Raw genomic sequence first — 25,047 nt, 5'->3', positions numbered from 1 at the left:
TTTAATAAAAACACTTACATTTTAAGCTTTTTTAATTTTACTAAAGGCAATAACATTTATAATACCTATATAGAGGCAATATACTGCACCTAATATACTTAAAGCTAGAAATATTACGTTAAAGTTTTGTTGTATTGCATTTATTACAATAAGAACACTTAATAAAGCATAAGCACAAGCTTTCATCACTATTTTTTCTTTTTCATTGCTTCTGACTATACTTTCTAGCATTGATGTCTTACGTTCTCTCTTAAAGTTTTTAATTACCTTTAATTGTTTTAAAAAGATAAATCTAAAATATAGTTCTACTATCGCTACTACTCCAATACCAATTAAAAAAGTATTTTGTAAAGATTTAAAATAATCTCCTAATAAAATCATAACGATAAATATAATTGAGTATCTATGATAAAATACCTTAAACTTTTGCTCTATTTGTTTAGATACAATATATCCATTTTTGTCAAAGAAATTATAATAAACTGCTTCTCCGTAAAGATCCAAATATATATTATTCCCAGCTAAATTAACAAAATCTTTTTTCACTATAACATCGCCTTTCCTAAACAATATGTTTGATATACTGAATAGTCATCATTTATAATTACTAAATCACTATCATATCCAACCCCTATCCTTCCCTTGCGCTTATCAACACCTAAGCATTTGGCTGGATTAATAGTGCATGAATTAATAGCATAATTAAACGGTACCATAGCTTCTTCAACTAATATTCTTAAACCATCATTCATCCTCAATGTAGAGCCCGCTAGACCCTTTGTTTCTATTAAATGTGCACTTCCATCTTCATAAATTTCTATTTCATTTCCACCAAAAATAAATTTAGTACCTGGCTCAAACCCTTTTGCCATTAGAGCATCCGTAATCATAATCCCATAATCAGGTCCCTTTGCATTAAAGAAATTATACAAAGCTGTGGTAGTAGAGTGATTTCCATCACAAATTATTTCTCCATAAATTCCTTTAACCCTTAGTGCTACTCCAACTAATCCATTTTTTCTATGATTAAATGGAGTCATCCCATTATATACATGAGTTTGTGACCTAGCTCCATGAGCAAAAGCAAATATTGCATCTTCATATGTAGATGCCGAATGGCCTATACTTACCACTATGTTATTTTTAAATAAATATTCTGTAAGTGAGTAATCCTCATCTATTTCAGTAGCTAAAGTTACATATTTTATTAATCCTTTTGCTGCCTTTTGATAGGATTGAAATTCTTTAATGGTAGGTTTAACTATATATTCTTTGGGCTGAGCACCTTTGTATTCCATATCAAGATAAGGACCTTCAAAATGAATTCCTAATATTTCTGCTCCTTCATATCCATTTTCAACTACATTTGCAACATTTCTTAGAGCTTCAAGAAGTACTTCTTTACTTTGAGTTATAGTAGTAGGTAGTATCGAGGTAACCCCTTCGCTTACTATACCCTTTGTCCAATTTCTCAAACCTTTTTCATTTGCATCATTTGTATCAAATCCATATGCCCCATGACAATGAATATCTATAAAACCTGGTAAAATCCTCTTGCTGCCATAATCATAAGCATCTACCTTTTCATTGTAAGCATAGATATTGACTATTTTATTATCATCAATCTCAATTTGAGCTGGAATAAATTGATCAGCAATCCATACTTTTTTACTTTGTATTAACACATGGCATACCTCCTAAATTAACTTAATCTCATTATACATAAGTTTATCCAGCTAATATTTGCACTTTTGAACATATATCTTATATCTTTTACCACACTTATTGAATTTAAATAACTCTACATTATAATTATAATTATCAATATGTACAAACTATTTTGGGAGATGATAAAATGATAGGATTAATAATTAGCGGACATGGTAACTTTGCATCAGGATTGCACACCTCCTTAAAGTTAATTGCAGGAGAACCTTCTAATATAGAATACGTTGACTTTGAGGAAGCAGATTCTATAGAAGACTTAAAGAAAAAATATTATACTTCATTAAAAAATTTAAGTAATTGTGATAACGTTTTAGCCCTTAGTGATTTACCTGGGGGATCACCCTTTAAAACATTAGTAGAAGTTAAAATGGAAATAGACAAGCCCATGGAAGTAATTTGCGGTACTAATTTACCTATGCTTCTTGAAATATCCATGACTAAGGATATTATAGATGATTTATATTCATTATCTGAATCAGCTATAGATGTAGGTAAAAATGGTATTATAAAATATGAATTCATAGCTCATGAAGATAATGAAAGTGAGGATGGTATCTAAAATGATAAATTGGGAAGTAGTTATATGGACATGTATCACTGTTGCTGTATTATTAGGGATTGGAGCCTTAATACTACTATTTATATCTGCTAAAAACATAAAAAAAAGAACCTCTGAACTAAAGGAAGTTCATCTTGAATTAAAACCTGGAATGAAAATAATGTTCTGTGGTGGAATTTATGGAAAAATAGTATCTGTAAAAGAAGAACAAGTAGAAGTTGAAATTGCTAAAAATACAGTAATAACTATATCTAGATATTCAATTCAAAATATTCTATAAAATAGAAGCGCTGTATCAAAATAAATTTTTATATTAGACTATAAAAATGGAAGTTCGAATTAGAACTTCCATTTTTTTGCACATATAAATAATATACAAAAATTTCTTTTCAAATTTGAAAGTGCCCTGAAGTAAGTAAAAATCAATGGTTTAAAAGGCGGTCGCGAAACGCGACCCCCTTTATAAAAATAAGAGATTAACTTTTTAAAGCAATAAAAAACTTACTTGAAATTGGATAAATCTTATATTAAATAGATTTTTCAGACTACGCATTTTCTTCTTATTTAAATAAAGTTTGCGCATATTCGCTAGGACTTATTTCATAATGTTGTGTAAAGGCTCTTGAAAAGTAATGTATTGAGTTAAATCCTAACATAAATGCTATTTCACTAATAGTATATTTATTTTCTTTAATTAACTGCTTACTCTTAGCTAATTTTAAATCATTGATATATTTCTTCGGAGATATATTTAAATTATTTTTAAATAAAGTTTGCAATGATGATCTGGAAACTGAAAATCTTTCGCAAAGTTCTCCTATACCTATTGGAGATTCAACATTCTTATTTATATATTCTATTATTCTTTCCAATAGTTCATCTTGAAAATGCTGATATGATTCTTTGGGCAATTTGCTATCATCCACCTCTAAATAATCGTATTGAAACAATCTAATTATAATTTCATGAAAATTGCTCAAAATAAGATTTTCTGAATATGGTATTGTATTTGATGATATATTTTTTGCAAAAGTTCTTACTGCATTATATAATTCCTTTCTACAATGAAATATCCTATTACATATTGAGCTATCATCATCAGATTCCATATCAAAAATAATTGTTAAATATGAACAAGATGAATCGCTATTTACAGATTGAGTATGAAATTGATTCTTTCCATATATAACCAAGTCATATGGATTTAATGTATAATCAACGCCATCAATAGATGTATTTAAAACTCCATTATCCACAAATGTTAATTCATATAAATTATGCCTTTCACCCTTAAATTTATAATTTGGACTTTTAATTGTATAGTAATATGCTATTATTTCTGGAATATTTATAGTCGGTAATATTCTATTATAAACATATGGTTTATTTAAAAATTCAAGTTTAAGGTTGTACCCTAATGGTATTATCAAATTAAAAGTAGTTTGAGATGTCATAGAAATAACATTAAAATACATATTAGGCTTTATCTCCAGCTTTCTATGAATTGCAAAAAGCTTGAAATTACCATTACTTGAATCACTTATTAGTATAGCCGCCATTCCTTCAACAACTTCTATATATACTGCTTCTGAAAAATTATATAAACTAGAAATAACCTTATCACTAGTTACAATTTGCTTTAATATCAAATTTTCCTTCTCTACATCTTTAGCTTCATCATAAATAAAACCATACTTTTTAAACTCAACATTTGTTGTTTTATCATACACAATAAATCACCTCACTATAAATTCATAACTTCATTTTAAATGTAACTTTTTATTATTTTTAATCAATATTAATTTAATATAGTAGATGTATGTAAAAAATAGGATATAAATTTTACTATTTTATTTAGAGAAGCATCTTAAATTTCAACCATAATGATTAAGACCTTAATCAAAATACTATGTGCTTTCAATTTTGCTTATTTACTTAGATAAATCTATTAACTTTTAATCATATAACAGTATAGTGATAAAGATAATTAGTTGAAACATATATAAATAAATATATGTATATATTACCACTTAAATTACACATTTTCAAAACCCCTGTGTAAACGTTGTTAAAAAGAATAAATTAAACACCAAAAAGTATAAAGATTATTATTTATATTAATTATATAATATCCTTGTATTCAATCAAAATAAATTGTTTACATAAAAGGGGGTGAGAATATGCCAAATATTATATTAACAAGAATAGACAATAGATTAATTCATGGACAAGTTGCAACTCAATGGTGTGGTTCTATTGGTGCAAACTTGATTCTAGTTGCAAATGACGTTGTGGCTGAAGATAAATTAAGACAAGGCCTAATGGATATGGCAGCACCATCTTACGCTTCAACTAGATATTGGACAATTGAAAAAACTATAACTACTATTCATAAAGCTAGTGCTAAACAACTTATATTTATAGTTTGTGAAACTCCTGCAGATGTATTAAAACTTGTTGAAGGTGGTGTCCCAATAAAAAAAGTTAATATTGGAAACATGCACATGGCAGAAGGAAAAAGACAAGTTGCTGGCTCTGTTGCAGTAAATGACAAAGATGTAGAAGCATTCAAAAGGTTAAAGGAATTAGGAGTAGAGCTTGAAATAAGAAGAGTCCCTACTGAAAATTCAGAAAGTACTGATAAGATATTTAAATAATTAAATAATACGGGGGAATGCTAAATGGATTTTAATATTATACAAATTCTATTGGTTGCAGTATTTGCATTTATTGCAGCTATTGACCAATATAGTTTCCTAGAATCATTGTATCAACCAATTGTATCAGGAGCTGTTATTGGTGCAATTCTTGGAGACTTACAAACTGGACTTATTGTAGGTGGTACTTATCAATTAATGACAATCGGTAACATGCCTGTAGGTGGAGCTCAACCTCCAAATGCAGTTATCGGAGGAATAATGGCTGTAGTATTTGCCATTTCTTCTAAATTAGATCCAGCTGCCGCAGTTGGATTAGCAGTTCCATTTGCATTAATAGGACAATATTGTGTTACATTATTATTCACAATCATGTCACCATTAATGTCAAAAGCTGATAAATATGCTGATAATGCAGATACAAAAGGCATCGAAAGACTTAACTATGGCGCAATGGCTGCTTTAGGATTATTCTTTGCACTTGTAGTTGTTATAGGTTTAATAGTCGGTAGTGCTGCTGGTGAGTGGCTATCCGACTTCTCAACAAAATATGCTTGGTTCATGGATGGACTTAGTGCTGCTGGTAAAATGATGCGTTATGTTGGATTCGCAATTTTATTACGTATTATGTTATCAAATGACTTATGGGGAGTTTACTTTGCAGGTTTTGCACTTGCAACTATTATAGGCAAAATTGAAGGTTTAGGTAGCTCAGCTTTATTATTAATTGCATTTATTGGACTAGCAATATGCATTTACGACTTCCAAATTAATGTAAAAATGAAAGCTGCTTCAGCAAATATAGGAATGGGAGGAGATGACGAAGATGGAATCTAATAACACATTATATAAAGATTTGACTCCTGCCAAACAACTTGATAAGAAAACTTTGAATAAAATGGTTTGGCGTTCATTATTCTTACAAGCTTCATTTAACTATGAAAGAATGCAGGCTGCTGGATGGCTATATGGAATATTACCTGGACTTAAAAAAATTCATACTAATAAAGAAGACCTTTCAAAATCAATGAAACACAATCTAGAATTCTTTAATACTCACCCATTCCTTGTAACTTTTGTTATGGGTATAATTATGTCATTAGAGCAACAAAAGGCTGATACTAATACTATTCGTGCTGTCCGTGTTGCTGCAATGGGACCTTTAGGTGGAATTGGAGATGCTATCTTCTGGTTCACATTAGTTCCAATTACTGCTGGTATCACTGCTAACATGGCTATTGGTGGATCCTTAATTGGTCCAATACTATTCTTGCTAATATTTAATGGTGTTCAATTTGGACTTAGATATTGGTTAATGCATTGGTCATATAACTTAGGTTCAAAGGCAATTGATATCTTGACAAAAAATGCTAAAGAATTTACACGTTCAGCTTCTATGTTAGGAGTATTCATAGTTGGAGCTCTTACTTCAAACTATGGTGCAACAAAACTAGCTATTGAAATACCAAATGGAGAAGCTCCAATTAATATACAAAATATATTAGATGGTGTTCTTCCTCAAATGCTTCCACTAGCTCTAACATTAATGTTATTCTACTTAATTAAGAAAAGAAAATGGACTCCTGTTGCATGTATAGGTTTATTACTTGTAATTGGTATAGTTGGTGGATTCTTTAAAATTTGGGCTAAATAATTTACTTCAAAAAGAGGACATGCTATTTATTAGCAGTCCTCTTTTTAATTATTAATATAATTATAGTATTCTCAACTTTATAAACATATAAACTTTTCTATCTCAGTATAAAAAAGAACAAATTCTTCTTTAAAATCCACTTACTTATTTATATCTTATATATTTCAAAAATACCTTTTTATAATTTACTTAAATATTTCTTTTACATTATCAGGTACTGTATTACCAGCTAAAGTATATGCTAATAAAACAGATCCATTCCAAGGATCAAGTGCAGGTTCTTGTAAATGGCACTTTAATCCTGATTCATTTATCATTTCTTTAAGTGGCTCTAAAACATGTTTACCTGATTTAAACACACCACCAGTGTATGAAACAACGAACTCCTCTTTGAAATTTAATTCTTTTGATATAGCAGATATGTGTTCAAATATAGCTTTTGCTGCATCCTTAAATATATTTTTACAAGCTGGGCATCCCGCTTCTGCTGCTAAAAAGCATATTGTTGAAAACTTAGCTAATTCTGTTCTATTAAATTTCAATCTATTAAATGCAATATCAACAATTTCATATCTATATGTTATATTATATTCTTTTTCTAGTATATCAACTAAAACCGTTTTTTCACTTCTTCCATCTTTTTGTTTTGTATATTCATTAATCGTTCTAAGTGCAATCCAATAAGCACTTCCATCATCGCCTATTCCTGGTCCAAAACCACCACATCTTGCTAGCTTTCCTTCTGCATTTCTACCATAAGCTATGCTTCCTGTACCTGCTACTACATTTATACCTGGCTTACAAGCAGTTCCTCCTGCCCAACCATTAACAGCATCGTTATCAATTGAATACGGTATTTCCATAACTTCTTTTATAGCTCTATCAATTTTAACCATATCATCTAAGCTTTCACCATATCCGGGTACCCCTGCAAATGCGTATGAGATATCCTTTACAGAAATGTTTGCTTCTTCACATATCTTTGAAATATTTTCTCTTAGCTCACTCTTAATGCCTTCTACTCCAACTTGATGAATGTGTATAGTTGCTCCTTCTCTTTCGCATACCTTTTGTAACTTTTCATCTACTAATAGATACTTTGTTTTAGTGCCTCCACCATCAATTCCTAAATAATACATTTTGTTTCCCCCTACTACATTTATATATGTGATTGGATGTATTACACGTATTATTACTAACCTTATTACCTATAATCTGTATTTATTACTTTATATATTATATTAAAATCCATCAATTTAATTATATATTCATTATTATTAAATTCCAATAGTAATAAATTGCGAATATAAAGACTACGTAAACATAATGATATGTATTAATGAGACTAATTCTTCATTTAATAATTTTAAGTGGAGAAATATAAGTTAGCGAAGATAAATAGACCGTGAAATAAGCATATAGCAAGCAATTAGAAGTACTTGGCGAAGGAAAAACTGCTAGGCCTTAGTGTTGCTTAATTGTTTGAGCGCAGCGAGTTAACCAAAACTCTTGGCATAGTAGGTTTTCCAAGCCTAGTACTTCTTTGTGTAGCTATTTAGCTTATGGAACATATCTAGTTATCTTAGCCTTTATATTCTCAATTTATTAAAATTCTATACTTCAATTTTGTTTTCTCTTGCATAGTAGAATAAATATTGCTGAGCCATTCCTGATAAAGCTCCAAATTTATCTCTTGCAAATACTCTCATTTTGTTTAATGAAACATCTGGTGCCACATAAAAATGAATCATAGCTCTCTTTACCCATACATCTACAGGGAACGCTGAGTGTTTTGTCATTGAAAATAGCATTATACAATCTGCTACCTTAGCACCAACACCCATAAATTTTTGAAGTGCTATATGGCATTCATCATCATTTAATGACTTTATATATTCTAAATCAAAATCTAATATTTCCGGTCTTTCAGCATACTTATTAGGATTTAATTTAATTTCTTCTTTAACTTCTATAGCTTCATTTACTTTTTTAATTGTATCTAATATGTACTTACTTCTAAAAGATGCTCCTGTTTCTTGGATTTCTTCTAATGTAGCATCTTTAATTGCTTGTGGAGTTGGAAAAGTATAATATTCATTTTCTTTATACTCTATCTTTTCTCCCCATTTTTCACATATCTTCTTAACAGTTTTCTTTATTGAAGGAATGCTATTTCTTGCAGATATTATGAAACTTATAAGAATTTCAAAAGGATCTTGATTTAATATTCTTATACCATATCCAAATTCAACACTCTTTCTAAGTATTTCATCTTTTGCAAGTTCATCTTTTATTTCATCATAGTTTCTTTCTAAATCAAAATAATTTTTCCATATATTATTAAAATCTTCTTCATTTGAATTTAATATAATAACTTCATCATCATTTTGAACTACTTCAATAACTCTTCCATAAGCAACTATGATATAGTTATTATCTTCTATCTTATCCCATCTAAAACATTGTCCACACTCTAATATTTGTTTTATATTAAAATTCTTTGTACCTTGTATTATTACTTTATTATCTTCAAATAAAACATTTTTAAAATCCATTTTTTCACCTCATATATATCATTAATATATTATTTATCCCCGAGATATTAATAAACTATTCTTATTAGGTTGCCTTTTCCCCCTCAACGGATAACTTAATATTAAAAATTTACTCTTTATAAATTATATCATACTATAAACAAAATGGATAATTGATATCCAATAATAATATTTTCTCTTAATTTTATTAAATAAATATACTAATCTTCTAACATATTAATGTTTTAATGTGGCTATTATCATTTTAAATATAAAAAATAGAGGAATTAAATAAACTCCTCTATCTTAATAAGCTAAGCAAATCAAATCCTATTTAGATTTAACTTTTAATAATTGTAGAATCCTCTTCCACTCTTTCTTCCAAGATATCCAGCTCTAACATACTTTCTTAAAAGATTACTTGCTCTATATTTAGTATCTCCTGTTTCATTATATAAAACATCCATAATAGCTAAACATACATCTAAACCTATAAGATCTCCTAAAGCTAAAGGCCCCATTGGATGATTTGCACCATATTTCATAGCTGTATCTATATCTTCAACTGAAGCTATTCCTTCTTGAAGAATAAATGATGCTTCATTAATCATTGGTATAAGTATTCTATTAACAACAAATCCTGGTGCCTCTGCAACTTCTACTGGCTCTTTTCCAATTGCTACTGATAATTCTTTTATAGTATCAAAGGTTTCATTTGATGTTGCCATACCTTTTATAATTTCTACTAGCTTCATTACTGGAGCTGGATTAAAGAAATGCATTCCTATAACTTTATCAGGTCTCTTTGTTGCTGAAGCAACTTCTGTTATTGATAAAGATGATGTATTAGAAGCTAATATAGTAGATTCTTTACAAATTCCATCTAATTCAGCAAATATACTCTTTTTAATTTCCATATTTTCAACAGCAGCTTCAATTACTAAATCACAATCTTCTGCAAGATATAAATCAGTAGTTCCAGTTATTCTAGAAAGAACAGCTTCCTTATCTTCTTCAGTCATCTTTCCTTTAGCAACTAACTTAGTTAGCCCTTTATTAATCCCAGCTATACCTCTTTCAACAAATTCGTCTTTTATATCTCTAACTATTACTTCATAGCCCTTTTGAGCAAAAGCTTGAACTATACCTGCTCCCATAGTTCCAGCACCTATAACAAAAATCTTTTCCATATTAAAAAACCTCCCAATTTTAATTCTCTTTCATTGCCTTTACTTGAGCTGTCATTTCTGGAACAACTTTTAACAAGTCTCCAACTATTGCATAATCAGCTGTTTTCATTATTGGAGCTGATGCATCTTTATTTATAGCTATTATTAAATCTGAATCTTGCATACCTGCAACGTGTTGTATTGCACCTGAAATACCACAAGCTATATATATAGTAGGTCTTACTGTCTTACCTGTTTGACCAACTTGATAATCTCTTTCTATCCAGCCATTTTCAACAGCTGCTCTTGATCCTGCTACTGTTCCACCTAAAGCTTCTGCTAATTCTTCTAAAATAGCAAAGTTTTCTTTTGCTCCTACTCCTCTACCACCTGAAACTATAAAGTTAGCTTCACTTATATCAACAATATCCTTAGCTTCTTTTACTATTTCAACTATTTTAGTTCTGATATCTGAATCTAAGATTTTTACTTCCACTTCTTCTACAGTAAAGCTTCTATCTTCATCTGGAAGCTTTTCAAATACTCCAGGTCTTACTGTTGCCATTTGTGGTCTGTGATCTGGGCATGCAATTGTAGCCATTAAGTTACCACCAAATGCTGGTCTTGTAGCTAATAAATCTGCTTTTTCAATGTCAACATCTAAAACTGTGCAGTCTGCTGTTAATCCTGTAGATAATCTTGCAGCTACTCTAGGTCCTAAATCTCTTCCAATGAAAGTTGCTCCTATAAATAAAATTCCTGGCTTTCTTTCATTTGCTAAGTCACAAATAACCTTTGTATAACCATCAGTAGTATAGTGCTTTAATAATTCATTTTCTGCAACTATAACTTCATCTGCTCCATGTCTTCCTAATGTATCAGCTAAATCTCTTATATTATCTCCTAATAAAAGAGCTGTTAATTTTACACCTAATTTATCTGCAATTTTTCTTCCTTCACCAAGTAACTCTAAAGACACCTTTTGAAGCTCTCCTTCTCTTTGCTCTGCAAATACCCATACGCCTTTGTAATCTGCTAAACTCATCTTTTTTACCTCCCATATTTCCTAGATGTAGTGTTTTTCTTTTAATTTACCTAATACATATTTTACAGCTTCACCTGGAACTTCATTTATTAATTCGCCTGCTCCCTTAGCTTCTTTAGTCATTGACTTTTTAACCTTTGTTGGTGAACCTTTAAGTCCTAATTCTTCTTTATTTACTTCTAAATCGTCTGCTGACCAAACTTTTATTTCTGTATTTGCAGTATCAAAGATATATCTAACATTCATATATCTTGGCTCATTTAATTCTTTTATAGCTGTTAATAAAACTGGTGTATTAACCTTTATTAATTCATAGCCGTCCTCTAATGCTCTATTTATTAATAATCCATCATCCTCTACCTTAACATCTTGAACATATGTTACTTGAGGTATATTTAAATGTTCTGCAATTTCTGGTCCAACTTGAGCAGTATCCCCATCTATAGCTTGCCTTCCAGCAAAAACTATATCATATTCTAAGGTTCTTATTGCTCCTGCTAAAGTCTTTGAAGTAGCTAATGTGTCGGCACCAGCAAAAGCTCTATCTGTTATAAGTATAGCTTCATCAGCCCCCATACATAACGCTTCTCTTAATGCATTTTTTGCTTGAGGAGGTCCCATACTTATTACTGTAACCTTTCCACCTACATTATCTTTTAAAGTTAAGGCTGCTTCTAAAGCATGCTTATCTTCTGGATTTATTATTGACGGAACACCATCTCTTATAAGAGTTCCTGTCTTTGGATCAATTTTAACAGCTGTTGTATCTGGAACTTGTTTTAAACAAACTACTATATTCATTTATAAATCCTCCCCCTATTATCTTAAAGCATTTCCTGAAATAACCATCTTTTGAACTTCTGAAGTTCCTTCATATATTTCAGTTATCTTTGCATCTCTCATCATTCTTTCAACTGGGTATTCTTTAGTGTATCCATATCCACCAAATATTTGAACTGCCTTAGTTGTTACATCCATAGCAACTTCTGCTGCATAAAGCTTAGCTCTTGCTGCATCTACTGAATATGGAAGTCTATTATCTTTTAACCAAGCAGCTTTATAAACTAAATGTCTTGCAGCTTCAATTTTAGTATCCATTTCTGCTATCATCCATTGAAGTCCTTGGAATGCTGATAATGGTTTTCCAAATTGCTTTCTTTCTTTCATATAAGCAACTGCTTCATCATATGCACCTTCTGCAATTCCTAAAGCTTGAGCTGCTATACCAATTCTTCCACCATCAAGAGTTTTCATAGCTATACCAAAGCCCTTACCTTCTTGTCCAATTAAGTTTTCCTTTGGTACTACACAATTACTCATAACTAATTCTGTTGTTGAAGATCCTCTAATTCCAAGCTTATCTTCCTTTTTACCAATTGAGAAGCCTTCAAAACTTTTTTCAACTATAAATGCTGAAATTCCTCTTGTTCCTTTACTTCTATCAGTCATAGCAAAAATTATAAATGTATCAGCTACTCCACCATTTGTTATAAATATCTTTGATCCATTTAATATATAATTATCTCCATCTAACACGGCTACAGTTTGTTGTCCTGCTGCATCTGTACCTGCTCCTGGTTCTGTTAATCCAAAAGCTCCTAGCTTTTTGCCACTTGCAAGATCTACTAGATATTTTTCTTTTTGCTCTTTTGTTCCAAATTGTTCTATTAAAGAAGCACAAAGAGAAGTATGAGCAGATACTATAACCCCTGTAGTTCCACAAACTTTTGATAGTTCTTCTACTGCTAAAATATAAGAAAGAGTATCTCCACCAGCTCCGCCATATTCTTTAGCAAATGGAATTCCTAACATTCCAAGTTCAGCCATCTTTTTAACATTTTCCATTGGAAATCTTTCTGTCTCATCAATTTCAGCAGCAATTGGTTTTACTTCATTCACAGCGAATTCTCTAACCATTTGTCTTACTAATTCTTGTTCTCTAGTTAATTGAAAATTCATTTATTATACCTCCTCGATATTGCACCCTTTTTACTTAAACACTTCCGTTTTAATATTGCGATAATTCGTTATATTTTATTTTTTCTGACTATTTATTCAAAAAATTTTTAGCTCTCTTTTCCATGAAAGCTGCCATTCCTTCTTTTTGATCTTCTGTAGAGAAGCATTTCCCAAAATCCTCAGCTTCAATTTCTACAGCTGTATCTATATCAACTTGCATTCCCCTATTTATAGCATCCTTACATAACTTAACTGCTATTGGAGCATTAGCTATTATGGTATTTGCCATAGTTTTTGCTTCTTCCATTAAATTTTCAAGAGCTACAACTTTATTTACCAAACCAATTCTAAGTGCTTCTTCTGCTTTTACAGTTGCACATGTATAAATAAGCTCTTTAGCCTTACCTTCTCCAACTAGTCTAGCTAACCTTTGAGTTCCCCCAAATCCTGGTGTTATTCCAAGACCAACCTCTGGTTGAGCAAATCTTGCCTTTTCTGAAGCTATTCTTATATCACAAGCCATAGCTAATTCACAACCACCACCAAGAGCAAATCCTGATACTGCTGCAATTACAGGCTTGTCTAATTTTTCTAATCTTCTGAAAACTCTGTTTCCTAAAAGGCCAAATTCTTTTCCTTCTTCCTCTGATAAATCTTTCATTTCTGAAATATCAGCTCCTGCGACAAAAGCTTTTTCTCCAGCTCCTGTTAATATAACACAATAAATATTACTATCATTTTCTAAGTCTTCTAATACTACGTCTAAATCTTTTAATGTTTCTGAGTTTAATGCATTTAATGCTTTAGGTCTATTAATTGTAACAATCGCTAGATTTTCTTCTTTTTCAAGAATTATATTTTTTAATTCCATTATAGAATCCTCCCTTTTATCCATGCTTATATTAAGTTTTTTCAATAGACATAACCCATGTAGTATCTTATAATTGCATTTAAAACATATTAAAAATTATATTAATGTTAATATGTATCATAAAACAACAAATTTGTTAATCTTATAACAATCATAAGCAAAAATAATTGAAGCAGATGCTTCAATTATTATTATAAACTTTAAAATTTTCTTTTGCAATAACTATTTCTAATTTAATCCAATTATCAATTTAGTTATTTATTTTCATTTTTATCATGTAATAAATATATTAATGTCAATAAACTTTCTGATAAATGAACATTTTCTACTGTTATATCTTCTGGTACTATTAAATCAACAGGTGCAAAATTCCATATACCTGTTACTCCATTTTCCACTAAAGTATCGCATACCTTTTGTGCATTAATTCTTGGAACACAAATTATACCTATATCTATGTTATTATCTTCAAGATAATCTTTTAGTATATCTATATCTTGTATTTCTATATCTCTTATTCTCATTCCTATAAGTTTTGGATTTGCATCAAATATTGCTTCTATATCTAATCCAATTTGAGAAAATCTACTGTAATTTGCTATTGCCTGACCTATATTTCCGGCTCCGATGATTACACCCTTATATTCTCTATTTAATCCTAATATAATGCTAATTTGATTATATAAGTCCTTTACATTGTATCCATATCCTTGTTGACCAAAATCACCAAAACAATTTAAATCCTGTCTTATTTGTGATGCCGTAAATCCTATTTTTTCTCCAAGTTCTTTTGAAGAGATTCTATCCACATCGTTTCTTAACAATTCTTGTAAATATCTATGATATTTTGGTAATCTCTTGATTACAGCCATTGAAATATTCTTTTTCTTATCCATACTATATATTCTCCTACTTTCTCTTATCTTATATATTAAAACAATATTATTCTTATTTATAATTATTATTTTACCACTTTTATCATAATTTTAAAACAACTTAGGTTAACTATTTAACAAGCTAAAATTCATATAAAATAGTTAATTTTTTCTCAATCATATAAGTTTACATACTATTATTATTGCCAATTTATACATTTCTTATATATTTTTAACAAATTTTATTTTCATATAAAATTTAGTGTAGTTATATTACATAAAAAAATTAAGACTTATGTATAACGTAGCAGATCCGTTATACATAAGTCTCAAATTTATACAAAGCCTTATTAATATGCTCTGTAAACAAGATAATGATCTTGTATGCTTCCCTTATGCCTGAAATGTTCTCAACCTAGTTTATTATATTGAATATGCTGAAATTTGTCAATAAAAATAGTATTTGAAATTATTTCAAGCATCTTGTTGAGTTTATTACTGCTATTACTGTAACTCCAACATCTGCAAATACAGCTTCCCACATATTAGCAATACCAAAAGCTCCTAAAAGTAATACAAGAACTTTTACTCCTAATGAGAATAATATATTTTGCCATAATACTTTATTGGTTTTTCTTGCAACTTTAATAGCTGTAACTAGAGCCTCTGGATCATCTTTCATTAAAACAACATCTGCTGCCTCTATAGCCGCATCTGATCCAATACCACCCATAGCAACTCCAATATCTGCTCTTGCTAAAACTGGAGCATCATTTATTCCATCACCTACAAATATAACCTTTCCTTCAGTTGAATTATTTTCAATTAACTCTTCTACTTTATCAACCTTATCTCCTGGTAACAATTCAGCAAACACTTTATCAACACCTACTAATGATGCTACCTTTTCTCCTACGGATTTATTGTCTCCTGTTAACATAACAGTTTGAGATACACCTATACTCTTTAAACCTGCTATTGCTGATTTAGAACTTTCTTTTATTTCATCTGAAATTACTATATTACCTTTATATTCATTATTTATTGCTACATGGACTATTGTTCCAATTGAATTTATATTATTATATTTTATTTCGAACTTTTCCATAAGCTTATAGTTACCAATTAATACTTGTGAATTATTAATAGTTACCTTAATTCCATGTCCAGATATCTCTTCGTAATCACTTAATTCATTAGAATCTATTTCTTTTCCATATTCCTTAATTATAGATTGTGCTATTGGATGATTTGATAAACTTTCAGAAATAGCTGCAACCTTTATTAGCTCTTCTTTAGGTATATCAATATTATTTACTTCGGTTACTTTGAAAACACCTTTTGTTAATGTTCCTGTTTTATCAAAAACAACTGTATTAACATCTTTAAGTGCCTCTAAGTAATTTCCACCCTTAACTAATATACCTTTTCTAGAAGCACCACCAATTCCAGCAAATAATCCAAGAGGGATTGAAACTACCAAAGCACATGGACAAGATACTACTAAGAATATCAATGCTCTATAAATCCAGTCATAAAAACTTGCATCCTTTATCACTAAAGGTGGTATTATTGCCAATGCTAATGCAGAGAAAACAACTATTGGAGTATAAATTCTTGCAAATTTAGTTATAAACTTTTCAGTTGGTGCCTTTTTATTAGAAGCATTTTCTACTAATTCTAAAATTCTAGAAACTGTTGACTCCTTAAAGTTCTTAGTTACTTTTACCTTTAAAACACCATTAGTATTTATAAAACCAGCTAATATATCTTCTCCTATTGAAATTTCTCTTGGAACTGATTCTCCAGTAAGCGCTGATGTATCAACAAAACTCGTTCCATCTAATACTGTACCATCTAATGGCACTCTTTCTCCTGGTTTTATAATTATTACATCATCTATATTAACAGTTTCTGGGTTAACTTTTTCTTCTTTCCCATTCTTTAAAATATTTGCATAATCAGCTCTTATATTCATAAGAGAAGTAATTGATTTCCTTGATCTATTTACTGCATATGATTGGAATACTTCTCCTATTTGATAAAATAACATAACAGCTACACCTTCTGGAAACTCTCCTACAAAGAATGCACCTAAAGTAGCTACTGTCATTAAGAAATTTTCATCAAAAACTTCTCCTCTTAAGATATTTTTTATAGCAGTTAATACAACTTCTCCTCCAACTAATACATAACTAAGCGCAAATAATACTACAGATAGAATTGATCCTTCAGTTGAAATCAAAGCAATTGCATATACTATTGCTCCTATTATTAGCCTCATGTTTTCTTTCAAACTCACTGCTTCTCCGTGAGAATGATCATGTGAATGTCCATGTGAGTGTTCATGAGAATTCTCATTGGATTCGCCTCTTAAATTGCTATGAGAATGATTATTGTCATGATTATGATTTTCTTTATCACTTTTATTTTCTATTGAACACGTACCACTTGTACACTTATTAACTTCTTTAGTAACAATATTATTTTCATTTTTATTAAATACTTTGACACCTGGTTCAAGTTTATTTATTATCCCTTTTGCTTCTGCTATAACATCATCATTATGTCTTTCCCCATTTAATTCTATAATTAAAGTTGATGTTGTAAAATTTAAAGTAGCTTCTTTAACACCATTGATACTATTTACTCTTGTTTCAATTTTGTTTGCACAATTTGCACATGTTAAACCTGATAAAATTAATTTTATTTCATTACTACTCATATTTTTCACCACTTTCCTATTCAATAATGTGCTTAAATCCTTCATTAAATATATGCTTGATATGATCATCTGATAATGAATAATATATAACTTTCCCATCTCTTCTAAACTTAACTAATCTATTTGATTTTAATACTCTAAGCTGATGTGAGATTGCAGATTGTGTCATATTCAATAGTGCAGCTAAATCACATACACATAATTCTTCCTGGAATAAAGCACATAATATTTTTATTCTTGTAGAATCACTAAAAGCTTTAAATAAATCAGCTAAATCGTATAATTTTTCCTCATCTGGTATAGACTTTCTAACTTTATCAACAACATCCTTATGAATTATTGTACAATTACAACTTTCTAATTTATTCTCTTCCATAATTCCCTCCCACAACATATGAACAATTGCTCATATGTTTATTTAATAATATTATATGATATTCCCATCAAATGTGTCAACTTTAAATAAAAAAATTTTCCATAAATCTACTTTTCAAATATTACACTGTTAAACTTCTTATATAATAAGATTTTCGAAATCTTATGCTTTTATACTGACCTTATATAAAAAAATAGAGAGTCTATTGACTCTCTATATTACTAAAGCTATATGCTCTTTTAACTTTTGATTTAAAAATACTTCGTTTAATACCATATTCACAACAGTACTACAAATATGACTAGCAAAAAGTAAATCTTTCTCGTATGAGGCTATTCCTTCGTATTCTTTTTGAAGTTTCATTATATACTTCCCAATTTCTTCTGATGTTAGGTGGAAATTCATATCTCTTTTTATATTATAATCCTTAGAAAATTTATTTAATTCATTTTCATATAATACATGTTCCTTCATAGCATTAGCACTTTTAAATTCCCATCTTTGAAAATGTGGAATACAGAAAAAGTCACATAAAAAATGACAAACAACGCCTAGCTCTTGATTAAATTTTTTAGATGAATATCTACTATAGATATCATCTAAAGTTAATGAGGATAAAAATTCTATCTTTTTAACAACCATATCAAAACTTTCATCTATATAGTGTTTTTTAAATTTATATTTTGATACAGAATCAGGTTTTAAGTTTCCCCATATAAAATGTCCATCATTTATTATAAAGACTTTATCCTCTTCTACATTGCTTATAAATTGTTGTGCTAAAGCTTTGTGAGTATTCATCATCATAATTTCCTCACCTCGCTTTTCTTATTTAACTATATGATAATACTATAGATGATAAAAGACAAATATGTTTTCTTGTATATAGCCCCACTTATTATCATATTAGTAATTGCCTTCTCTCTTAACCATTATAACCTTAAATCTATAATTTGTTAATATTCACCTTTAATACTTCTTTTATTTTTTCGAATAATTTAGGTTGTATATCTGGATAAGTTAAATTTTTAGGTATATTATCAAATTCTTTAATTTCTCCTATTTCAAAATCCGGCAAATCTCCTAAAGAATATATTTCAGCAAAGAATAATGCCGCGTAACTTTTCTTTCCATTAATCTCTAAAGAATAATCGTTCATGTATAATATTTCAAATTCCTTAGCTCCTGTTTCTTCAAATAATTCTCTTTTTGCCGTAAAATTTATATCTTCATTAATTTCTCTATGTCCTGCTGGAATTTCCCACGTATCTCGTTCTTTATGTTTAACAAATATCCATTTATTCTTATATCTTGATACAATTATTGCATAAAGTAATTTTTCATTTTCTACTATATTTTTTTCATAAAATTCAATTTTCATATGCTACTCCTATTTATAAAGGTATTATTTATAAAATAATAGATATATTCAGTATAATAATCTATACTTTCATATATCTACATCTTTTAATAAATATTAATATATCGTTTATTCACTATCTTTTAATAAATTACTTAATTCACTTTTAAATTTTCTTAAATAATAATTTTTATTGTCTTCCTATTTAAATATATGTATCTTTCCACTATCATTTAAGTTTTTTAATATTATAACTATTATAGGTAATACAAATAATCCTAGGAATCCAAATATTTTAACTCCTATAAACATACACATCAACATTATTATAGGATGCAACCCAACTTGCTGTCCTACAACTTTTGGTTCTAAAACGTTTCTTACTATTGTTATAACAACATAAACTATAGTTAATCCTATTGCTAAAGCTATATTACCTCTAATTAATTCTATTATAATCCAAGGTATAACTATCCCACCTGTTCCAAGTACAGGAAGTACATCTACACAAGCTATTAATAATGCTATTGTAATTGCGCCCTCTATCCTTAATATAGATAGCCCTATAGCTAGTTCTATAAAAGTTACTGTTATTATTATTGAATAAGCCTTTACAAATTTAAATAAGGTACCAACTATATAATCTTTAACATCAAATATCAAACTAGAAGTTTTTTCAGAAAATTGTCTTGTTATAAAACTTGTTATATTTGTATAATCCATCGCAAAGAAGAAAGATGCAATAATGGAAAATATAACTATAATAAAAAATGTTGGTACAGAAGTAACTGTTGATGATACAAATACAACAACTCCTGATGATATACTAGAAATTACAGCTCCTAATGATTCTGTAAATGAGGATATAATATCTCTTATAGCTTGCACTAAAGTAGGATCTAATTTTATCAATATATCTTCAAATCCGCTAGATAACTGAAATATTGCTGGTTCTATAGAAGTCATATAAATGCCTGGCAATTTAATAAATAATTCCTTTAATGCAACAAATACCTTTACTATAATTAATGTAAATAAGGCTCCAACTGTTGTATAAAAAATTAAAACTGTAATACCAGCAACCGCCTTCCTATTTACCCCAGATTTTCTTGATATTAGATTTATCAATGGCTTTAATATAAATGCTATTCCAAATCCTATTACAAATGGTAAAAACCAAGCTAGCCCATATCTAATTGCAATATATATTATTGCAGAAACGATTGCTAAGTACAGCGTATTAATTATAAATTCTCTTTTTTTCTCTACACCCATCATCTTAATCTCCTTATATTTTATATTGATTATACAATAAATAAATTTAATTTTAAATTTATAATTTCAATATTAATTTAAAATTCAGAATTCATTTTCTATAAAATAAATTATTATCCATAATATAGTAAACTATTCCTATATTATGGATAATAGTATTATATTTGCACATTATGAAGGAGTTAAGCTATGTTACATATTAAACCTATTATTAAAACTGTGTCTTTATCTATATTTTTATCATCTATGATTACAATTAATTCATTTGCTCACTCAGGAAGAACCGATTCTTCATGAGGCCATAAAGATAATAAAAATGTATCTGGCTTAGGAAGCTATCATTATCATCACGGCTACCCAGCTCACTTACATGAAAACGGTTGTCCTTACGATGGACAAACACTTCAACCAAACTTAGATAGTGAAATAAATAATATTCAAGAATCTAAATATGATATCGGCTATACTGACGGATATAATGGTAATAATAAAAATACGTCTCATTCCTCAAATGAAACTTATATTAATGGATATAATGATGGATACCAAAAACTCCAATCAGATAAAAGTGAAAGTTATTCCTTAGGTTTTAATGCAGGATCTAATGGAGCTCCTGATAACAATTCATATTCTAATGAAATTTTAAAAATAACCTATAAAGATGGTTATGATAAAGGATATAAAAATTACATAACTCAAAATAAAGAGATTTATAAAAAACAAGGAATATCTGATGCTGATAAATTTATTACCCCTTCAACTTTCTCTGATAATGTAAATCAAATTTTTATTAAAGAATACTTATCGGCATATGAAAATAGACAAAGTCAACTTAAGGATGAAACTAAAACTCTTGGATTCGAAGATTCTATCAAAGGATTTGAATATAAATCTCAAGGATTCTCAAGTCATATACAAGAAGACTGGTATAAGGAAGGGTATGATTCTGGAATTGACAAATTAAATGTAGAATTAAAAAATGCATATGATAAAGGCTATAAAAATGAAACCTATGAAGTTCCTACGGAGTTAAAATTAGCTACTAATATAATAGAAGAAGAATTTAATAAAGGTATAGAAGATAAAAAAATCTATATCACCAAAACTACAATTTTATTCATAATAACTTCTATCATTATAATTTCTATAATTATTTTATTGAATAAAGCATACAAAAATAAAAGAAGCTCTCAAGATAAATAACTAATAGCAAGGGTCATAGATATCTATGACCTTTAATATTAGTTATTTATATAATTCTTAAACACATCAGAAAAATCTTTTTTAATGTAATTTTCTCTACTTATCTTTGTCCAATTAAAAGCATACTCATTTATATCTTTAAATATTTCTGCTGCATTTCCTTCAACAACCTTACTTGATGCACAAACACTGGATGCTATTTTTAAAGTTTCTTCAGATTTAGCAAGCATAATATCATTTTCATGTATTATATGAGATATTCTAATTAATGATTTATATAAATCCTTTAATTGTTCTATTTGATTTTTATCTACATCTATTGAAAAAGCTGTTTCTCCAATAATAAATTTAATTTCACAATCCAGATCTATAGTCCCAGCTGTTTCTATAGCAACATTTCTAATTTCATTTCTATAATAATCATATCTTGTCACAAGTCTCTTTTTACTTACAGCAGATGTACCATCTACATGGATAAGAGCTAAATTAGTGAAGCAATACTCATCAGTTCTTGATTTTATAAGGAAAAATATTTGTTCTCCATCTTCATGCATTATATAATCATCTGCATCCACCTTATTAAAATCCTTTTTATCAATTATTTTTCCTATATCACTTAGTCCTAGAGCATCTGAAGCTAATTTTTTTAACATATATACCCTCCTAAATCCTTATAATTTTTTTATTTATATAGTAACTTTTTAATAACACATATATATTTTATTTTATCGAATTATTTATTATTAAAATTTACTTTCTCATTTAAAAGAAAATATTCATGAATACATTTACAAAAACTCATATAAAAATATAAACTTTTTTTGCTTTCTATTAATCCCAAAATATACTTCTAGAATTTTGTAAATGCTCGTAATTACAAATTGGACATCTACTGTTAACTATCTCATCTTCACTAACTACCTTATATTTACTTCTACATATTTCACAGCTATACTCTAATTTGAAAATTTTATTATCATCATAATTAATTTCTACGTAAGGAACTGTTGCTAAATTTCCACACTTATCACATTTTACATATGCATTATAATAGCTTATATTATTAATATTTTTCTTACTTAATATAAAGTCTATACTGTCATTTCTTTTCTTAGTAAGCTCTCCTCTAAACACTTCGAAGTCTTTAGTCCTAGAACCAATCCCTTCAAATAACGTTGCACTATAATCACATCTCTTACACTGAATGCTTACTCCTTTACCCAAATCCAATCCTCCTTAATTAATTTAACTATTATATGTATATTTTATCATAAAATTAATAGAATATTACAAATAAAATAGGGAAGATATCACTTCCCTATTTTATAAACCTAGTCCTCTAATTCTATTTCAATTGATTCATCAAAAATATATTCTCTATCTTTTATCATTTCATCAATAGAATCATATTTTTTATATGACACTTTATATGGAACAATAATAATTTTATTTTTCAATTCACTATCTAAAAACATATTAGCTTCCATATCTCCTGTTGTCATATCCCCTGTTATATTCATCCCATTTTCTTTTACTATCACATTCTTATCAGCATCCATAATTGTGAATGATATATCTCTAGAATGATCTTCTCCATTTATTATTTTTTCTTCATTCATTAATGTAGTATTATATTTTAATATTACATCTACTGGAGATATTACAATACTATTTATGTTATAAGAATATTCATTTCCAATATTAATATCCTTATTTATATATATCTTCTTAGTATCTCTAGCTATCTTTTCACCATTGTAATTAATACTAAAAGCCCAATTTCCATTTAATCCTCTTTCTATTCCATACTGCTTATATTCTCCACCTAAATATTCTATATCGATTTTTAAATCTTTATCTATATCTACATCTTTTATATTTACTATATGAAGCATTTCATATGTTCCATCTTCATTATAATTTAAGCTTGTTGACCCACCTTCACTAACCTTTTCACCATCTACATATATATCTGGAAAAATTGTTATCGCTTGCTGTGATTTAAATTTTCTATTATCAACCTTAACATTAATTATCGCTTTATCTTTCTTTATTAATAATTCATTTAAAGTAAATGTGATTTTCTTATCTTCAATACTGCTCCCTATAACAATTTTATAGTCATTATATGCTTTATTATTGCTCATACCGAAGAACTCTTCTAATTTATTACCTAACTGTTCTATTGTAGCTTGTACAGGTATTATTTTTATACCGATAGTTCCAACTATTAATATGACTGATGCAGCAATTATTATTTTTTTAGTAGATTTCTTTTTATTCTTTATTTTCCCTTTTAGCCTCTTCTTGATTTTTCTCCTTTCTAAATCATCAATTTCAATATTATCATACTTATTAAAATCAACTTTAACTTCGTTCAATAACTCATAATCACTCTTCATCAACTCATCTCCTTTATTCAGCTGTTAAATTTCTATATTTTTTTCTTAATTTTTTACGACCTCTGGATAACCTATTATAAATTATCTCTTCTTTAATCCCTGTCTCTAATACCAATTCTTCCATAGATTTTTCTTCTATATACCTTTTTATAAAAATATCTCTATCTTCTTGTTTCAAACAACGTAATAACTCTTCTATATCACTTCTTAGTTCATCTTCAGTAACACTATTATCTATAAAAGCTTGATTTTCAATTTGATTTATATCAATCTCTTTATTAAGTAATTTTATATATTTACGTTTATAATCAATAGCTCTATACTGTGAAATTGCAGCTATCCAATTTTTCAATGTATTTTTTGAGTTATCAAAACTATCAATATTATTCCAAATTGATAATAGAACATCATCAATACATTCCTCATGTTTATCATACAGATTATATAAGTGTTTCTTTATGATAGAAGTAATTAAACCACTATAAGCATCAATTAATAATTCTAATCCCTTCTCATTTCTTTTCTTTATAAAATAGACTATTTTATCATCATCCATATTTTCCCTCCCACAAAATCCTTTACACTTATTAATACGTGTAATTAATTCTTTTTCTATCAAGAAACAATATTTTTTCCAAAGCATCCTCTACAACTT

General features: G+C 28.5%; 25 protein-coding genes. 5 read left to right on the top strand and 20 right to left on the bottom strand.

Annotated features, from left to right (window positions below; genetic code table 11):
• Positions 1-21 precede the first annotated feature (21 nt).
• Together NSA50_RS05650 and nagA are read right to left on the bottom strand one after the other, a co-directional pair.
• Positions 22-546: a hypothetical protein gene (locus NSA50_RS05650; RefSeq protein WP_195266680.1), complete on the bottom strand. Its 525-nt coding sequence runs from the start codon at positions 544-546 to the stop codon at positions 22-24.
• Positions 546-1,685 carry an N-acetylglucosamine-6-phosphate deacetylase gene (gene nagA / locus NSA50_RS05645; RefSeq protein ID WP_257443615.1) on the bottom strand — a complete coding sequence of 380 codons (1,140 nt, stop codon included), beginning with the start codon at positions 1,683-1,685 and terminating at the stop codon, positions 546-548. The genes NSA50_RS05650 and nagA overlap by 1 nt, the downstream gene beginning before the upstream one ends.
• A 170-nt stretch (positions 1,686-1,855) precedes the next feature.
• On the opposite strand from nagA, the gene NSA50_RS05640 reads away from it, so the two are divergent.
• Together NSA50_RS05640 and yajC are read left to right on the top strand one after the other, a co-directional pair.
• Entirely contained in the window at positions 1,856-2,287 is a 432-nt protein-coding gene (locus NSA50_RS05640) for a PTS sugar transporter subunit IIA (protein WP_195266684.1), read from the top strand.
• Position 2,288: 1 nt separating this feature from the next.
• Positions 2,289-2,567, top strand: coding sequence for a preprotein translocase subunit YajC (gene yajC, locus NSA50_RS05635; protein ID WP_243242203.1), 279 nt, complete (start codon positions 2,289-2,291; stop codon positions 2,565-2,567).
• Between the two features lie 280 nt (positions 2,568-2,847).
• Here the strand turns inward: yajC and NSA50_RS19870 are convergent, their stop codons facing one another.
• Positions 2,848-4,017, bottom strand: coding sequence for a helix-turn-helix domain-containing protein (locus NSA50_RS19870; RefSeq protein ID WP_195266688.1), 1,170 nt, complete (start codon positions 4,015-4,017; stop codon positions 2,848-2,850).
• 450 nt (positions 4,018-4,467) lie between these two features.
• Between NSA50_RS19870 and agaV the strand changes: the two genes are divergently transcribed.
• From agaV to NSA50_RS05615, 3 genes are read left to right on the top strand one after another with little or no spacing between them, the layout of a single operon-like run.
• Positions 4,468-4,944, top strand: a complete 477-nt coding sequence (agaV, locus tag NSA50_RS05625; protein WP_195266690.1) for a PTS N-acetylgalactosamine transporter subunit IIB — start codon at positions 4,468-4,470, stop codon at positions 4,942-4,944.
• A gap of 24 nt (positions 4,945-4,968) precedes the next feature.
• Entirely contained in the window at positions 4,969-5,781 is an 813-nt protein-coding gene (locus NSA50_RS05620; RefSeq protein ID WP_257443614.1) for a PTS mannose/fructose/sorbose/N-acetylgalactosamine transporter subunit IIC, read from the top strand.
• On the top strand, positions 5,771-6,598 hold the full coding sequence (locus NSA50_RS05615; RefSeq protein WP_195266694.1) for a PTS system mannose/fructose/sorbose family transporter subunit IID: 828 nt from the start codon (positions 5,771-5,773) through the stop codon (positions 6,596-6,598). The genes NSA50_RS05620 and NSA50_RS05615 overlap by 11 nt, the downstream gene beginning before the upstream one ends.
• A 185-nt stretch (positions 6,599-6,783) precedes the next feature.
• On the opposite strand, the gene NSA50_RS05610 is transcribed toward NSA50_RS05615, so the two are convergent.
• From NSA50_RS05610 to NSA50_RS05525, 17 genes are all read right to left on the bottom strand, one after another.
• Complete coding sequence (locus NSA50_RS05610; RefSeq protein ID WP_257443609.1) at positions 6,784-7,737, bottom strand: N-acetylglucosamine kinase; 954 nt, start codon at positions 7,735-7,737, stop codon at positions 6,784-6,786.
• A 474-nt stretch (positions 7,738-8,211) separates the two neighbouring features.
• Positions 8,212-9,153, bottom strand: a complete 942-nt coding sequence (locus tag NSA50_RS05605) for a DNA-3-methyladenine glycosylase family protein (protein WP_195266560.1) — start codon at positions 9,151-9,153, stop codon at positions 8,212-8,214.
• Positions 9,154-9,479: 326 nt separating this feature from the next.
• Positions 9,480-10,322 (bottom strand): 3-hydroxybutyryl-CoA dehydrogenase, encoded by an 843-nt coding sequence (locus NSA50_RS05600; protein ID WP_257443605.1) that lies wholly within the window; start codon positions 10,320-10,322, stop codon positions 9,480-9,482.
• 19 nt (positions 10,323-10,341) lie between these two features.
• Entirely contained in the window at positions 10,342-11,346 is a 1,005-nt protein-coding gene (locus NSA50_RS05595; RefSeq protein ID WP_257443603.1) for an electron transfer flavoprotein subunit alpha/FixB family protein, read from the bottom strand.
• A 21-nt stretch (positions 11,347-11,367) separates the two neighbouring features.
• Positions 11,368-12,147: an electron transfer flavoprotein subunit beta/FixA family protein gene (locus NSA50_RS05590; protein WP_195266553.1), complete on the bottom strand. Its 780-nt coding sequence runs from the start codon at positions 12,145-12,147 to the stop codon at positions 11,368-11,370.
• An 18-nt stretch (positions 12,148-12,165) separates the two neighbouring features.
• Positions 12,166-13,305: an acyl-CoA dehydrogenase gene (locus tag NSA50_RS05585; protein WP_195266551.1), complete on the bottom strand. Its 1,140-nt coding sequence runs from the start codon at positions 13,303-13,305 to the stop codon at positions 12,166-12,168.
• A gap of 88 nt (positions 13,306-13,393) precedes the next feature.
• On the bottom strand, positions 13,394-14,176 hold the full coding sequence (locus tag NSA50_RS05580; RefSeq protein ID WP_257443599.1) for a short-chain-enoyl-CoA hydratase: 783 nt from the start codon (positions 14,174-14,176) through the stop codon (positions 13,394-13,396).
• 254 nt (positions 14,177-14,430) lie between these two features.
• Complete coding sequence (locus tag NSA50_RS05575) at positions 14,431-15,072, bottom strand: redox-sensing transcriptional repressor Rex (protein WP_195266547.1); 642 nt, start codon at positions 15,070-15,072, stop codon at positions 14,431-14,433.
• A 448-nt stretch (positions 15,073-15,520) separates the two neighbouring features.
• Positions 15,521-17,776 (bottom strand): heavy metal translocating P-type ATPase, encoded by a 2,256-nt coding sequence (locus tag NSA50_RS05570; protein WP_257443595.1) that lies wholly within the window; start codon positions 17,774-17,776, stop codon positions 15,521-15,523.
• Positions 17,777-17,792: 16 nt separating this feature from the next.
• Positions 17,793-18,152 carry an ArsR/SmtB family transcription factor gene (locus NSA50_RS05565; protein WP_195266535.1) on the bottom strand — a complete coding sequence of 120 codons (360 nt, stop codon included), beginning with the start codon at positions 18,150-18,152 and terminating at the stop codon, positions 17,793-17,795.
• Positions 18,153-18,365: 213 nt separating this feature from the next.
• Positions 18,366-18,959, bottom strand: a complete 594-nt coding sequence (locus tag NSA50_RS05560) for a zinc dependent phospholipase C family protein (RefSeq protein ID WP_257443592.1) — start codon at positions 18,957-18,959, stop codon at positions 18,366-18,368.
• A 139-nt stretch (positions 18,960-19,098) separates the two neighbouring features.
• Positions 19,099-19,533, bottom strand: a complete 435-nt coding sequence (locus tag NSA50_RS05555) for an NUDIX hydrolase (RefSeq protein WP_195266532.1) — start codon at positions 19,531-19,533, stop codon at positions 19,099-19,101.
• A 180-nt stretch (positions 19,534-19,713) separates the two neighbouring features.
• On the bottom strand, positions 19,714-20,790 hold the full coding sequence (gene ytvI / locus NSA50_RS05550) for a sporulation integral membrane protein YtvI (protein WP_243242200.1): 1,077 nt from the start codon (positions 20,788-20,790) through the stop codon (positions 19,714-19,716).
• Between the two features lie 1,238 nt (positions 20,791-22,028).
• Complete coding sequence (locus tag NSA50_RS05540; protein ID WP_257443589.1) at positions 22,029-22,643, bottom strand: PH domain-containing protein; 615 nt, start codon at positions 22,641-22,643, stop codon at positions 22,029-22,031.
• Between the two features lie 178 nt (positions 22,644-22,821).
• Positions 22,822-23,214 (bottom strand): hypothetical protein, encoded by a 393-nt coding sequence (locus NSA50_RS05535; protein WP_195266518.1) that lies wholly within the window; start codon positions 23,212-23,214, stop codon positions 22,822-22,824.
• Between the two features lie 107 nt (positions 23,215-23,321).
• Positions 23,322-24,392, bottom strand: a complete 1,071-nt coding sequence (locus tag NSA50_RS05530; protein WP_257443587.1) for a DUF4179 domain-containing protein — start codon at positions 24,390-24,392, stop codon at positions 23,322-23,324.
• A 13-nt stretch (positions 24,393-24,405) separates the two neighbouring features.
• The gene (locus tag NSA50_RS05525) at positions 24,406-24,948 is read right to left on the bottom strand and encodes a sigma-70 family RNA polymerase sigma factor (RefSeq protein ID WP_257443585.1); all 543 of its coding nucleotides are present in this window, start codon (positions 24,946-24,948) and stop codon (positions 24,406-24,408) included.
• Positions 24,949-25,047: the final 99 nt, after the last annotated feature.

Origin of the sequence: Clostridium mucosae (genome assembly GCF_024622765.1) — a bacterium.
Lineage (GTDB): Bacteria > Bacillota > Clostridia > Clostridiales > Clostridiaceae > Clostridium.
This window is presented reverse-complemented; position numbering and strand designations above follow the sequence as displayed.

Excerpts from the sequence above, each read along its gene's own strand:
- NSA50_RS05570 (WP_257443595.1), bottom strand. The coding sequence starts at position 17,776 with ATGAGTAGTAATGAAATAAAATTAATTTTATCAGGTTTAACATGTGCA.
- NSA50_RS05565 (WP_195266535.1), bottom strand. The coding sequence starts at position 18,152 with ATGGAAGAGAATAAATTAGAAAGTTGTAATTGTACAATAATTCATAAG.
- NSA50_RS05585 (WP_195266551.1), bottom strand. The coding sequence starts at position 13,305 with ATGAATTTTCAATTAACTAGAGAACAAGAATTAGTAAGACAAATGGTT.
- NSA50_RS05600 (WP_257443605.1), bottom strand. The coding sequence starts at position 10,322 with ATGGAAAAGATTTTTGTTATAGGTGCTGGAACTATGGGAGCAGGTATA.
- NSA50_RS05590 (WP_195266553.1), bottom strand. The coding sequence starts at position 12,147 with ATGAATATAGTAGTTTGTTTAAAACAAGTTCCAGATACAACAGCTGTT.
- NSA50_RS05615 (WP_195266694.1), top strand. The coding sequence starts at position 5,771 with ATGGAATCTAATAACACATTATATAAAGATTTGACTCCTGCCAAACAA.
- agaV (WP_195266690.1), top strand. The coding sequence starts at position 4,468 with ATGCCAAATATTATATTAACAAGAATAGACAATAGATTAATTCATGGA.
- NSA50_RS05605 (WP_195266560.1), bottom strand. The coding sequence starts at position 9,153 with ATGGATTTTAAAAATGTTTTATTTGAAGATAATAAAGTAATAATACAA.
- NSA50_RS05525 (WP_257443585.1), bottom strand. The coding sequence starts at position 24,948 with ATGGATGATGATAAAATAGTCTATTTTATAAAGAAAAGAAATGAGAAG.
- NSA50_RS05560 (WP_257443592.1), bottom strand. The coding sequence starts at position 18,959 with ATGATGATGAATACTCACAAAGCTTTAGCACAACAATTTATAAGCAAT.
- NSA50_RS05640 (WP_195266684.1), top strand. The coding sequence starts at position 1,856 with ATGATAGGATTAATAATTAGCGGACATGGTAACTTTGCATCAGGATTG.
- NSA50_RS05540 (WP_257443589.1), bottom strand. The coding sequence starts at position 22,643 with ATGTTAAAAAAATTAGCTTCAGATGCTCTAGGACTAAGTGATATAGGA.
- NSA50_RS05555 (WP_195266532.1), bottom strand. The coding sequence starts at position 19,533 with ATGAAAATTGAATTTTATGAAAAAAATATAGTAGAAAATGAAAAATTA.
- NSA50_RS05575 (WP_195266547.1), bottom strand. The coding sequence starts at position 15,072 with ATGGATAAGAAAAAGAATATTTCAATGGCTGTAATCAAGAGATTACCA.
- NSA50_RS05595 (WP_257443603.1), bottom strand. The coding sequence starts at position 11,346 with ATGAGTTTAGCAGATTACAAAGGCGTATGGGTATTTGCAGAGCAAAGA.
- ytvI (WP_243242200.1), bottom strand. The coding sequence starts at position 20,790 with ATGATGGGTGTAGAGAAAAAAAGAGAATTTATAATTAATACGCTGTAC.
- NSA50_RS05610 (WP_257443609.1), bottom strand. The coding sequence starts at position 7,737 with ATGTATTATTTAGGAATTGATGGTGGAGGCACTAAAACAAAGTATCTA.
- NSA50_RS05620 (WP_257443614.1), top strand. The coding sequence starts at position 4,969 with ATGGATTTTAATATTATACAAATTCTATTGGTTGCAGTATTTGCATTT.
- NSA50_RS05530 (WP_257443587.1), bottom strand. The coding sequence starts at position 24,392 with ATGAAGAGTGATTATGAGTTATTGAACGAAGTTAAAGTTGATTTTAAT.
- NSA50_RS05580 (WP_257443599.1), bottom strand. The coding sequence starts at position 14,176 with ATGGAATTAAAAAATATAATTCTTGAAAAAGAAGAAAATCTAGCGATT.
- yajC (WP_243242203.1), top strand. The coding sequence starts at position 2,289 with ATGATAAATTGGGAAGTAGTTATATGGACATGTATCACTGTTGCTGTA.